Source organism: Parageobacillus sp. NEAU-HV-2 (genome assembly GCF_059115485.1).
In genome coordinates, this window is sequence record NZ_JBXUJJ010000003.1 from 403,037 (window position 1) to 416,225 (window position 13,189).

The following is a 13,189-nucleotide window of genomic DNA, read 5'->3' on the forward strand; positions in this document are numbered from 1 at the left end:
TACCTGATCGATGGTTTCATTACAGGACATATGTTCGTGTTTGAAAATCAAAAACTTCCCGATTAATCTCCTTCCTTCACTCCGTTTAGAGGAAGGGAGACTTCTCGGGAAAAATGTTAATTCGGATTGACCCACTAATTTTGGACACAACTTGGATTGCTTTCTTATCCAAACAACGCGATAAGACACTTATGTTTATTTCTTTATAAAAAATACAACTCTACAATAACATTTTATATGGCTTTTCTAGATGATTTTTAATGGTGGTAAGAAATTGACTAGCCGGAGCACCATCGATCACTTGATGATCAAACGTTAAACTCAACGGTAAAATCTTTCTTTTCTGAATAACATCTCCTACAAAGACCGGAATATCTGTGGCCATTCCTACCCCAAGAATTCCTACCTCCGGCGGATTTAACACCGGTGTAAAAAATTCAACACCATAAGCACCAAGACTTGTAATCGTAAAAGTTGAGCCTTTCATTTCCTCACTGCTTAATTTTCCTTCCCTTGCCCGTACGCTCAATTCCTTAATCTTTTTAGAAATTTCTTTTAAAGAAAGTTTCTCTGCATAAGGGATGACAGGAACGACTAGACCGTTTTCCAATGCAACTGCAATTCCTAAATGTACGGAATCATACGTATGAATATGCCCATTTTGATAAAGACTGTTCATTTGTTTATGGGTACATAATGCTAAAATCGTTGCCCGAGCGATAAAATCGGTGATCGTAAGTTTTATATCAGATTCGTCTTGTAGCTCTTTCCTAAGCTTTGCCTGTAATTCAAGCAATTCTGTAACATCTGCTTTCATATGAATCGTTAGCTGAGCCGTTTGCTGCAGGCTTGCAAACATTCTTGTTGCGATTACTTTTCGCATCCCCGTCACCGGTTTTACTGTGACGCCTTTTTGTTCCGCTGTGATCTGAGTTGTTTCTGCGATCGTTTGCTTCTCACGCACTGGCTGTAAAGATGCTTGTTTTAGTTTAATGGCTTTTTCTACATCTGCCCGTGTAATTCTACCTTTTGGCCCCGAACCTGAAATATTACTTAAATCGATTCCCGCTTCGCGGGCTAATTTTCTAGCAGCAGGAGAAACGCGCAACATATGTCTAGACGTTGTGTTTGGCTCGATGGTTCCAACGGACACGGCTACTTCTTGCATTGCTTGTTGTGGTGTTTCTTGTGGCGTTTCATTGGACTGGCCATCTGGTTTTTCTCCTTCCTGACCAATGTAACCAATTACTTTTCCTACTTCAACCGTTTCATCTTGTTCGACAAGAATCTCTAATAACACCCCATCTTGCGGCGCTTCGATATCTGTCTCAATCTTATCGGAGCTAATGACAGCGACCGATTCCCCTTTTTTCACCTTATCTCCTTTTTTCTTTAACCACTCTACCACCATTCCTTCTTTCATACTCATTCCTAGCTTTGGCATGAAAATTTCAACCGCCATTCCTATCTCTCCCCTTTTTCGATTGATACCAGAAATGCGTGCTGCTAATAAGCCACATCAAAATTGCTTTTAGCAACGCGCTTGAATTCATTTAAACTGCTACAATCGTTTCATCTCCTATTATTTCAGCTACTGCGTGAAGTACTTTTTCTGGGGTTGGTAAGTAAAGATCTTCTAATGTTGGTGAAAATGGAACAGGACAGTGCGGAGCAGTAATCATCTTAATCGGAGCATCTAAATAATCAAATCCTTTATCCGCTACAAGAGCCGAAATATCTGTCGCTACGCTACATCTCGGATTTGCTTCGTCAATCACAATTAATCGACCTGTCTTAGCTACTGAAGATAAAATGGTTTCTTCATCTAGCGGGGATAAAGTTCTTGGATCAATGACCTCTGTTTCAATTCCACGTGCTTTTAACATATCCGCTGCTTTTAAAGCCGTATGCACTTGTTTTCCTATCGCCACAATGGTCAAATCATTTCCTTCTCTTTTAATATCTGCTTTTCCAAGAGGGATGGTATAAAATCCTTCTTCCACTTCTCCTTTCATGTTATAAAGCGTTTTATCTTCAAAAAAGATAACAGGATCATCATCAAAAATCGAGGCAAGTAAAAGACCTTTTGCATCGGACGGGGTAGAAGGAACAACGACTTTTAGCCCTGGTATATGGGTGAAAATCGCATATAAACTTTGCGAATGCTGCGCAGCCGCGCGAAATCCGGCACCGTGCATCGTTCGTATGGTTAAAGGTACTTTCGCCTTTCCGCCAAACATATAACGAAGTTTTGCTGCTTGATTCATTACCTCATCTAAACAACTTCCGATAAAATCATTAAACATCAATTCTGCAATCGGTCTTAACCCTGTTGCCGCCGCAGTAACAGCTGCACCAATATACCCAGCTTCCGCAATCGGCGTATCTAATACTCTTTCTCTTCCAAACTCTTGGACGAGACCTTTCGTGACCCCCATTACTCCTCCCCATGCTTCATCATCTTGCAAGTGATCAACAGTTGCACCACCAGCTATATCTTCTCCCAACAAAATAACATTTTCATCTTTGCGCATCGCGAGCTTCATCGCTTCATTAATTGCTTCTGAGAAAGAAATTGTTCTTGTCATAATGTTTTTTACCTCCTAACTTTTATGATTAATAGGTTACATAAACGTCTTTCAGAAGGTCTTCTTCTGTCGGAAACGGGCTTTTTTCTGCAAAAACGACTGCCTTTTCAATGGCTTCCGCTACATTTTGTTCTATTTCAAATAGTTCTTGTTCTGATAACAATTGATTAGAAAGAATATAGTTACGAAATCTTACAATGGCATCTAACTCTTTTAAATGTTTTTCTTTTTCTTCCGCTGATTTATACGTTTGTGCATCCCCTTCAAAGTGACCATAATTTCGATAGGTCTTACATTCAATTAAAGTTGGTCCTTCCCCGTTGCGAGCACGTGTAATAGCTCTTTCTGCCGCCTCGTATACAGCAATCACGTCCTTTCCATCTACAACCTCTCCTGGAATGTTGTAAGCCACTGCACGGTCTGCAATGTTTTTACAGCTGGATGCATATTCGAAAGGAGTCGATTCAGCATAACCATTGTTTTCCGCCACAAAAACAACCGGTAATTTCCAAATAGCCGCAAGATTGATTCCTTCATGAAATGTACCGTGGTTATTCGCGCCATCGCCAAAGAAACAAACAGCAACAGCACCCGTTTTCTTCAATTTCGCTGTCAAACCAGCTCCAACAGCTAGAGGGAATCCGCCACCGACTATTCCATTGGCACCAAGCATTCCCTTTTCCACATCGGCAATATGCATGGAGCCTCCTTTTCCTTTGCATAATCCTGTTGCTTTGCCATAAATCTCCGCCATCATACCGTTCAAGTCACAGCCTTTTGCAATACAGTGACCGTGTCCGCGGTGCGTACTAGTAATATAGTCTTTTTCATTCAAATGAGCACAAACCCCTACAGCTACTGCTTCCTCACCGGCATATAAATGAACAAATCCAGGCAAAATACCTTTGCTGAAGATTTCATGAACTTTGTCCTCAAACTGACGAATTTCACACATTTTCTGATACATCCATTTTGCTTTTTCTTTCGTAAGACTCTTGGATTCTGGTTTTGTCACTGTCATGCTTTCATCCTCCTTATTAGTGTTATGAATGAAAATGACATCTTCTCGTTTTATTAACTATGCAAGTAGTGTACCAACAAAAAAACGCTTACAAAAATATTGTTGTAAGCGCTTTTGAAAAAGCAAATTCGTACTAATCTCATTGTTTCTCATTCTTTCTCATTTTGTCTCATATCAAATGATACTTCTTTAATTTTCGGTAAAATGTGCTGCGAGGAATATTTAGCTCAGCTGCTGCTTTAGCAATATTGCCTTGTGTTTTCCGTAGCATCGCCATAATATTATTTTTTTCAATTTGTTCCCAATAGGATAAAGTTTCTTGATCTGAATTCATATTTTCCCCATGACTTTCCCATCCAATGAACATCGATTTGAGTTCTGAAATAGAGGGAATATGATCTCCATATTCAATTCGAACTCGCTCTAACACGTTAAATAATTCTCGAATATTTCCTGGCCAATGATAGGTCATAAATAGTTGGATCGCTTCATCAGGAAAGAAAACAGACCAATTCTTTTGTTGGCAATAATACTGAATCAAAAATGGTATATCCTCTTTTCGTTCTCTTAACGCCGGAACTTTTATCGGATATACATAAATGCGATAAAATAAATCTTCCCTTAACTTTCCTTCTCTTACTAATTGATATAAATCGCAGTGTGTTGCGGTTATTACTCTTACGTCAATAGGAATTGGTTTTGTGCCGCCAATAGGAACGACTTCCCTTTCCTGCAAAACCCTTAAAAGCGCGATTTGCATTTCCAAAGGGATTTCGCCAATTTCATCGAGAAAAATGGTTCCGCCGTTTGCTTGAACAAATTTTCCTTTATGTCCCGTACGTTTTGCTCCCGTAAATGCTCCTTCCACATAACCAAATAATTCGCTACTAATTAGTTCCTTCGGTATCGCGCCGCAATTAATCGCAACAAACGGGCCGTTTTTTCTTCCGCTGTTTTGATGAATAGCGCGAGCGATTAATTCTTTTCCTGTTCCCGTTTCTCCGGTTATATGAACAGTAGCATCTGTTTTCGCTACCTTCTCACAACTCTTTATTACATTTGCAAATGATATGCTCCTACCCGTTACTCCTTCAAAATGAAAAGTCGTTGAAACAAATTTGGAATCATTATTTTTTGTCTTTTGAAGAGTAACTCGATAACCAATAATATCATAATGAATAGAAGAATAAATCGGAATCTTGGATTTTATGGCCCAATGATCACCACAAACATCTTCCAGTGATTGACCAAGCATGTTTGAAAAGGAAGAGCGCAAACAATGATTAACCCAGACAATACTCCCATTATTATTACATATAACTACGGGGGAATCCGTATTTTCCATATTGCAAGTATACTTAAACAACTCTACTTCATCTTCTTTCGCTTGAATGTGGAATCGTTGTTCGATGGTATATGCTGCGGCAACAACAGTGGCTAAGACATGGTCGTGAAACGGATAATTATTGATGGGGTACGAAACGTCGATAATTCCGGCAAGTTCTCTCTTTTCATCATAAATAGGTGTTGCTGAACAAACCCATTGATGAGAAGCAACCGAATAATGTTCTAAGCCAACAATCGTAATAGGCTCGCAAATTCTTAAAGACGTGCCAATGGCATTTGTCCCAACCTCATCTTCTGTCCACTTTACTCCTTCCACAAATTTTATTCCTTCGGCCATTTTCATTGCTTGTTTATTTCCCTTTGCATATAAAACATATCCTTCTCGGTCGACAAGAAGAAAAATAGATTTTGTTTCTTGAAAATATTTTTGCAGCTTTTCTAAAATAGGTACGGCAATATGAAGCAATCTTTGATTCCGTTTTTTCCTTTCTGCTAGCAAATGAGACTCTAAAATAATCTTTCCTTTTCCGTCATAAGGGTCCACATTTTTCTGGCGGCAGAGATACCATGATTCCGCAATTCTTTTATTCATCCTTGCATGATCCAATGTTCCTTCACGCACAAAGCGCTGCCAAATTTCGCGTCTAGATGGATCTACGATATTCATATCCATCACCTCCAATGCTTAATAGCTAATGTTTACATTCGCTTTTTACATAAAAAATTCCTCTTGAAAACAACTTGTTTTCAAGAGGAATCCTACCATTATGGCAAATTCGTTGTTCCCATGAGGAAACGGTCAACTTCTCTCGCCGCTTCCCGGCCTTCGTGAATCGCCCAGACGATTAAGCTTTGGCCGCGGCGGGCATCTCCAGCGGCGAATACGCCTTCGATGTTCGTTGTATATTTGCCGTACGGCGCTTTGACTTTGTTGTTGACCGTTTCGACACCGAACTGTTTCAGCACCGGCTGATCCGGCCCTTCAAAACCGATGGCGATGAAAACTAAATCGCATGGCCAAACTTGTTCGGTGCCTGGAATTTCTTTAAATATCGCTTGGCCGTTTTCACCGATGATTTTTTCCATTTGAATCGTATGCAATTCTTTCACGCGGCCGTGTTCGTCGCCGACGATTTTTTTCGTTTGAATGCAATATTGCCGCGGGTCGGCGCCGAATTTTGCTTTCGCTTCTTCATAGGCGTAATCGAGCGTAAAGACAAGCGGAAATTGCGGCCACGGGTTATCTTCCCGGCGTTCGCGCGGCAGGGCTGGGTGCTTGCCAAACTGCACGACGCTTTTGCACCCTTGCCTTAATGCAGTCGCAACGCAGTCCGCTCCTGTATCGCCTCCGCCGATGACAATGACGCGCTTGTCTTTCGCGTCGATAAAGTTGCCGTCGGCAAAGTCGGAATCAAGCAGGCTTTTTGTGACTCCTGTCAAATAATCCATCGCAAAATGAACGCCCTCGAGCTCTCTGCCTTCAATGGTCAAGTCGCGCTGTTTTTGCGCGCCGACGCATAAGACAACGGCGTCATATTGCGCGCGCAGCTCGTCGGCGGTGATATCTTTGCCGACTTCGGTGTTGGTGACAAACGTAATGCCTTCTGCTTCCAATAACTGAACGCGGCGCTCAACAATTTCTTTTTCCAGCTTCATATTTGGAATGCCATACATGAGCAGGCCGCCGATGCGGTCAGCGCGCTCGTACACTGTTACCGAATGCCCTGCTTGATTAAGCTGATCGGCGCAGGCAAGGCCGGCAGGGCCGGAGCCGACGATCGCCACTTTTTTCCCGGTGCGCTTTTGCGGAATGCGCGGCTGAATCCAGCCTTCGGCAAACCCTTTATCGATGATCGCCCGTTCAATGCCTTTGATCGCAACCGCTGGATCAGAAATCGCCACCGTACAGGAGCCTTCGCATGGCGCTGGGCAAACCCTTCCGGTAAATTCTGGGAAATTGTTCGTTTTTAGCAGCCGCTCGAGCGCCTCTTTCCATCTGCCGCGGTAGACTAAATCGTTCCATTCCGGAATTAAATTATGAATTGGGCATCCTGATGTCAGACCGTTTAATTCCAGTCCCATATGACAAAACGGCGTCCCGCAGTCCATGCAGCGGGCTCCTTGCCGTGCGAGCATTTCCTCGGAAAATGGAAACGTATATTCTTTCCAATCGTCAAGACGGGAAAGCGGGTCACGTTTCGTTTCTTCCTCGCGTGCATATTCCATAAAGCCGGTTGCTTTTCCCATGATCGTTTCCCTCCTTTTCCGTACCATTCCAATAACGATGGCGAAGCGATCGCGCTACTTCGCCACCGCCTGCAAGACGTGCGTTCCGCTTACCACGGCTTTTTTCTTTTTCGCCACTGTTTCAAACGCAGCCATCATTGCTTCCTCTTGCGAAAGTCCGGATTGCTCCAGCGCTTGAATCGTTTCGATCATTAATTTGTAGTTGCGCGGAATGACTTTTACAAATTTGCCGACATAGGCTTCCCAATGGGCCAAAATATGAGACGCTTTTCGGCTTCCCGTATAGCGGTAATGTTTCATGATCATGTCGCGCACTTCGTTGATTTCGTCTTCGTCTTCAAGACGTTCAAAGAGCACCAGCTCTTTATTGGCCGTTTTTTGCCAGTCTTCTTCATCCGCCAATACGTAAGCGATACCGCCGGACATTCCGGCTGCAAAGTTTTTCCCGACAGAACCAAGAATGACGACGCGTCCGCCTGTCATGTACTCGCAGCCATGGTCGCCAACACCTTCCACGACGGCGTGGACGCCGCTATTGCGCACGCAGAACCGTTCGCCGGCGCGGCCGCGGATGTAGGCTTCACCGCCCGTTGCCCCGTAGAAGGCGACGTTGCCAATAATGACGTTATCCGCAGAAGCAAACGAAGCGTCTTGCGGCGGACGGACGATCACTTTGCCGCCGGATAGGCCTTTTCCGACATAGTCGTTCGCATCGCCGATAAGCTCGAGCGTCATTCCTTTCGGCACGAATGCGGCAAAGCTTTGTCCGGCTGAACCAGTGAAATGAAGGTGAATCGTATCTTCCGGAAGCCCTTCTTCTCCGTATCGTTTCGAAATTTCGCTTCCCGTTATCGCGCCGACCGACCGGTGCACGTTGCGAATCGGCAGATAAAGCTCGACTCTTTCCTGTCGTTCAAGCGCCGGTCGGACTGCCGGCAAAATTTCCGTATAATCCAGTGTTTGTTCGAGACGGTGATTTTGCGGACGGGCAAATGTCCGCGGTCCTTCGACTTGATAAAGAAGGCGCGATAAATCTAAATGTTTCGCTTTCCAATGGTTTTTCGCGCGTTCGCTCACTCTTAAGACGTCAACTCTTCCGACCATCTCATCGATGGTGCGGAATCCGAGCTGGGCCATGATTTCGCGCACTTCTTGGGCGACAAAATACATAAAGTTGACGACATGTTCCGGTTCACCCATAAACTTTTTGCGCAACTCCGGATTTTGCGTCGCCACGCCGACTGGGCATGTATCGAGATGGCAGGCGCGCATCATCACACAGCCCAAAACGACAAGCGGAGCAGTCGCAAAGCCGAATTCTTCGGCGCCGAACAAGGCAGCCATGACGACATCGCGGCCGGTCATTAATTTCCCGTCTGTTTCCAAAACGACGCGGTCGCGCAAGCCGTTTAACATTAACGTCTGATGCGTTTCGACAAGACCGAGCTCCCACGGCAGCCCCGCGTGCTTAATGCTCGTTTTCGGCGATGCGCCGGTGCCGCCGTCATAACCGCTGATGACGATCACGTCGGCGTTTCCTTTCGCGACGCCGGCAGCGATCGTTCCGACGCCTGCTTTCGCCACGAGTTTCACGCTGATGCGCGCGTTTCTATTGGCATTTTTCAAATCGTAAATAAGCTGTGCCAAATCTTCGATCGAATAAATGTCATGGTGCGGCGGCGGCGAAATTAATTCCACTCCCGGCGTCGAGCCCCGCACTTTGCCAATCCACGGATATACTTTATTGGCCGGCAATTGTCCACCTTCACCAGGTTTTGCCCCTTGTGCCATTTTAATTTGCAATTCATCCGCGTTGACTAAATAATGGCTTTTGACGCCAAAGCGGCCGGATGCAACCTGCTTGATCGCGCTTCGGCGCCAGTCGCCGTTTGCATCCTTGACATAGCGGCTTGGATCTTCGCCGCCCTCACCGCTGTTGCTTTTTCCGCCGATGCGGTTCATCGCGATCGCCAACGCTTCATGCGCTTCCTCGCTTAACGAACCGTAAGACATCGCACCGGTTTTAAAGCGGCGCACGATCGATTCGACCGGCTCGACCTCTTCGATTGGAACCGGAGTTCTTGTTTCATCAAATTCAAACAAATTTCGCAAAAACGTCATACGTTCTTCATTCGCCAATTTCGAATATTGTTTGTACAACTCATAATCGTTTTTCCGGCATGCCCATTGAAGCAGATGAATCGTTTTCGGATTGAACGCATGATGCTCCCCGTTCCACCGCCATTGCAGCTCGCTGCCCGTCTCTAGCGTGCCGTCTTGATAAGACGTACCAAAGGCAACCTCATGGCGCATTTTCGCTTCCTTGGCGATTTCAGCAAGACCGATGCCGCCGATTTGCGATGCCGTACCGGTGAAGTATTGTTCGATCACCTCTTCGCCGATGCCGACCGCTTCAAAAATTTGCGCGCCGCGGTAGCTTTGCACCGTCGAAATGCCCATTTTCGACATTACTTTCACGACGCCGTCGGTAGCGGCTTTCATATATTTGCTTACTGCATCGCGATACGACAGTGCCACATTGCCTTTTTCCACTTCCTGGCGAATCGTCTCGAGCGCCAAATACGGATTTACCGCGTCAGCGCCGTACCCGATTAAAGCCGCGAAGTGATGCACTTCCCGCGCTTCGCCGCTTTCGACAATAATGCTTACATTCGTCCGTGTCCCTTTGCGGACGAGGTATTGATGAAGGGCGCTCGTGGCAAGCAATGTCGGAATCGCGACATGTTTTTCATCCACACCGCGGTCAGACAAGACAAGAAGCGTCGCACCGTTTTCCATCGCTTCGTCAGCTTTGGCAAACAGCTCATCAAGCGCCTGTTTTAAATCATCAGTAAATAGTGTTGGAATCGTCACACAGGCAAATTCCGGATACGGATTGGATTTTAACGCTGCCAGTTCCTCATTGGAAAGAATCGGCGTCTCCAAACGAATGCGACGGGCTGCCGATGCATCCGGATGTAAAATATCCCCTTCTTTGCCGAGAAGCGTCATCGTCGATGTCACGATATATTCGCGAATCGCATCAATCGGTGGGTTCGTCACTTGTGCAAACAGTTGTTTAAAGTAGTTAAACAAGCTTTGCGGACGGTCGGACAGAACAGCTAGCGGCGCATCCATCCCCATCGCGCCGGTCGGATCTTTCCCTTCCGTCACCATCGGGATGATCATTTTTTCGACGTCTTCATACGTATAGCCGAACGCTTTTTGCAACGTGACAAGGTTGTCGACCGGTTTTACCGTTTTCGGAATGTCAAGATCAGAAAGAGCAATCATTTGCTCATCAAGCCATTGGCGGTATGGCTTCTCTTTGGCGATTTCTTCTTTGATTTCCTGATCGGAAATAATCCGTCCTTGTTCTAAATCGACTAACAGCATTTTCCCCGGGCTTAGCCGGTCTTTATAGAGGATATTGTTCGGATCGACATCGATGACGCCGACTTCCGACGAGAAAATAATATAGTCATCTTTCGTCACATAATAACGCGCTGGCCGCAGCCCGTTGCGGTCCAAAATCGCACCGATCTGCTTTCCGTCCGTGAACGAAATCGCCGTCGGTCCGTCCCATGGCTCTATCAGGCAGCTATGGTACTCGTAAAACGCTTTTTTCGCTTCATCCATTTCCTTATCCCAAAACCATGGTTCCGGAATCAACATCATCGCCGCATGCGCCAATTTCTTCCCTGCTAAGACGAAAAATTCAAACGCATTATCTAAAATGGATGAGTCGCTGCCGTTCGTATCCAAAATCGGCATAATTTTTTGCAAATCATCGCCAAACAGTTCCGATACAAACTGCTTTTCGCGTGCCATCATCCAATTGACGTTTCCTCTTAATGTGTTGATTTCGCCGTTGTGAATTAAATAGCGGTTCGGATGGGCCCGCTCCCAGCTTGGGAACGTATTCGTGCTAAAACGCGAATGCACGAGGGCAAACGCCGAGCGAAACCGTTCATCTTGCAAATCGACGTAAAACTCATCCAATTGTTCCGGAGTAAGCAATCCTTTATAGACAATCGTCCGGCTCGAAAGACTTGCAAAATAGCACTCATTATTCTCAACAAACTTTTCCGCTTGCTTGCGAATCACATACAATTTCCGTTCAAACGCAAGTTCATCGGTAAGATCGTCGCTTGCCGCGATAAATACTTGGCGGATAAACGGCTTGCTGTGTTTTGCAAGTTTTCCGAGTTTTTCGATATTTACAGGCACAGTACGCCAGCCTAACAGCGTCTGCCCCTCTTTTTCAATGATTTTATTAAACTCTTTTTCATAATACGTTCGTCTTTCCTCATCTTCCGGCAAAAACACCATGCCGACGCCGTAACGTCCTTTCGGTGGAAGATTCATTTCTCCGCACGCCGCTTGGAAATATTCGTGCGGAATTTGCACCATAATTCCCGCACCGTCACCCGTTTGCGGATCGCTTCCTTGTCCGCCGCGGTGTTCCAGCTGGCGCAGCATGTGCAGCGCTTTTTTAATAATGTCGTGAGATGGCTTCCCTTTTAAATGCGCATAAAAACCGATCCCGCACGCGTCATGTTCAAATTCAGGGCGATAAAGACCCTGTGCTTTTGGCAGTCCGTAATGTTTCATGCTGCTCCCTCCCGTTCCTATTTCTCTGTAATAACCATTGTAATTTTCAAAAATAATATAAACAATATATAATTTAGATTAAATCCATCTCATTTTGCGATAAATGAAAGGGAGGGGAGAAAAATGGAGCTGAGACAGCTGCAATATTTCTTGGAGGTAGCGAAGCGAGAACACGTTTCCGAAGCGGCGGAAGCACTGCATGTCGCCCAATCCGCCATCAGCCGGCAAATTGCGAATTTGGAAGCAGAACTTGGCGTGCAATTGTTTGAGCGCGAAGGACGAAACGTCAAACTCACCCCTGTCGGCCGCCATTTTTTGCCACATGTCGAGACGGCGCTCAAAGCGATTGAATACGCCAAACAGCAAATCGAAGAATATTTGGATCCTGAGCGCGGAACGATCAAAATCGGCTTTCCGACGAGCCTCGCGAGCCATACGATGCCGATGGTCATCTCCGCCTTTAAAGAAGAGCATCCAAACGTGTCGTTTCATCTGCGGCAGGGGGCATACCGATATTTAATCGAAGCGGTGAAAAAAAGAGAAATCGATTTGGCGTTTCTCGGCCCCGTTCCCACTCGAGAAATGGGGATTAAAGGGGAAATTTTATTTTCGGAACCGTTTGCCGCACTACTGCCGAGCACCCATCCGCTCGCCAAGCGAAGCAGTTTAGTATTAAACGAGCTGCGCAACGATCCGTTCGTCACGTTTCCAGAAGGGTATATTTTGCATCAAATTGTGCTTGATGCCTGCCATCAGGCCGGATTTTCCCCGGTCATCTCGTCCGAAGGAGAAGATTTGGATGCAATCAAAGGACTTGTCTCGGCGGGAATCGGCGTCACCCTTCTTCCGGAAAGCGCCTTTTATGAAACGGTGCTGCGCTTTGCCGTCAAAGTGCCGATCGAAATGCCGCAAGTCAAGCGAAACGTCGGCATTATCATCTCTGACCATCACGAACTGGCGCCGTCGGTCAAAGTGTTTTATCGGTTTGTGAAAGACTTTTTCGCCCAGTTGGAGCGGTATCAATAAAAAAACATTGTCTAGCTTTAAAGACTCTGTTCGTTTATTGTTGATTTTCTTCTTCGACTAACGTGTAGAATCTAACTTAAAACGATGATGTATAAAATTTTGTGTCAAGCATTTGGCTAGACCAAAAGAAAAAGGTAGGGTATTCTCTGATTTGGCCAAAAATCTTAGAGAAAGGAGAACCCTACCTATGTCTAAAAGTATACCGAATTTAGACTGGCTCAATCAACTGGAAAACGCCATTCGTCAGTTTGTAAAGGAAAAATTAGAGTTGATCATGAAGGAAGAAATTCAGAGTTTCCTCGAAATTGAACAGAAGGGAACGTCGAATAGAAGAAACGGCTATTAC

The 13,189-nt window shown here is 45.4% G+C and carries 7 protein-coding genes and 1 pseudogene; 2 read left to right on the forward strand and 6 right to left on the reverse strand.

What is annotated here, in order from left to right; translation table 11 throughout:
• Nucleotides 1-220 precede the first annotated feature (220 nt).
• The 6 genes from AC1WMD_RS08350 to gltB all read right to left on the reverse strand — a co-directional run bounded on the left by AC1WMD_RS08350 (nucleotide 221) and on the right by gltB (nucleotide 11,817).
• Nucleotides 221-1,462: a dihydrolipoamide acetyltransferase family protein gene (locus tag AC1WMD_RS08350; protein ID WP_494256673.1), complete on the reverse strand. Its 1,242-nt coding sequence runs from the start codon at nucleotides 1,460-1,462 to the stop codon at nucleotides 221-223.
• 91 nt (nucleotides 1,463-1,553) lie between these two features.
• The gene (locus tag AC1WMD_RS08355) at nucleotides 1,554-2,588 is read right to left on the reverse strand and encodes an alpha-ketoacid dehydrogenase subunit beta (RefSeq protein WP_494256674.1); all 1,035 of its coding nucleotides are present in this window, start codon (nucleotides 2,586-2,588) and stop codon (nucleotides 1,554-1,556) included.
• A 28-nt stretch (nucleotides 2,589-2,616) separates the two neighbouring features.
• Nucleotides 2,617-3,609 carry a thiamine pyrophosphate-dependent dehydrogenase E1 component subunit alpha gene (locus tag AC1WMD_RS08360; protein WP_043904310.1) on the reverse strand — a complete coding sequence of 331 codons (993 nt, stop codon included), beginning with the start codon at nucleotides 3,607-3,609 and terminating at the stop codon, nucleotides 2,617-2,619.
• Nucleotides 3,610-3,778: 169 nt separating this feature from the next.
• On the reverse strand, nucleotides 3,779-5,623 hold the full coding sequence (locus tag AC1WMD_RS08365) for a sigma-54-dependent Fis family transcriptional regulator (protein ID WP_494256675.1): 1,845 nt from the start codon (nucleotides 5,621-5,623) through the stop codon (nucleotides 3,779-3,781).
• A 98-nt stretch (nucleotides 5,624-5,721) separates the two neighbouring features.
• Nucleotides 5,722-7,203 carry a glutamate synthase subunit beta gene (locus tag AC1WMD_RS08370; protein WP_043904308.1) on the reverse strand — a complete coding sequence of 494 codons (1,482 nt, stop codon included), beginning with the start codon at nucleotides 7,201-7,203 and terminating at the stop codon, nucleotides 5,722-5,724.
• Nucleotides 7,204-7,257: 54 nt separating this feature from the next.
• Nucleotides 7,258-11,817, reverse strand: coding sequence for a glutamate synthase large subunit (gene gltB, locus AC1WMD_RS08375; RefSeq protein WP_494256677.1), 4,560 nt, complete (start codon nucleotides 11,815-11,817; stop codon nucleotides 7,258-7,260).
• 123 nt (nucleotides 11,818-11,940) lie between these two features.
• Here gltB and gltC point away from each other — a divergent pair, with 123 nt between their 5' ends.
• Together gltC and AC1WMD_RS08385 are read left to right on the forward strand one after the other, a co-directional pair.
• On the forward strand, nucleotides 11,941-12,843 hold the full coding sequence (gene gltC / locus AC1WMD_RS08380; RefSeq protein WP_494256678.1) for a glutamate biosynthesis transcriptional regulator GltC: 903 nt from the start codon (nucleotides 11,941-11,943) through the stop codon (nucleotides 12,841-12,843).
• A 187-nt stretch (nucleotides 12,844-13,030) separates the two neighbouring features.
• Nucleotides 13,031-13,189 (forward strand): annotated as a pseudogene (locus tag AC1WMD_RS08385) (IS256 family transposase); the annotation flags it as partial.

Coding starts and splice junctions, on each gene's coding strand:
- AC1WMD_RS08365 (WP_494256675.1), bottom strand. CDS start 5,623: ATGAATATCGTAGATCCATCTAGACGCGAAATTTGGCAGCGCTTTGTG.
- AC1WMD_RS08355 (WP_494256674.1), bottom strand. CDS start 2,588: ATGACAAGAACAATTTCTTTCTCAGAAGCAATTAATGAAGCGATGAAG.
- gltB (WP_494256677.1), bottom strand. CDS start 11,817: ATGAAACATTACGGACTGCCAAAAGCACAGGGTCTTTATCGCCCTGAA.
- gltC (WP_494256678.1), top strand. CDS start 11,941: ATGGAGCTGAGACAGCTGCAATATTTCTTGGAGGTAGCGAAGCGAGAA.
- AC1WMD_RS08370 (WP_043904308.1), bottom strand. CDS start 7,203: ATGGGAAAAGCAACCGGCTTTATGGAATATGCACGCGAGGAAGAAACG.
- AC1WMD_RS08360 (WP_043904310.1), bottom strand. CDS start 3,609: ATGACAGTGACAAAACCAGAATCCAAGAGTCTTACGAAAGAAAAAGCA.
- AC1WMD_RS08350 (WP_494256673.1), bottom strand. CDS start 1,462: ATGGCGGTTGAAATTTTCATGCCAAAGCTAGGAATGAGTATGAAAGAA.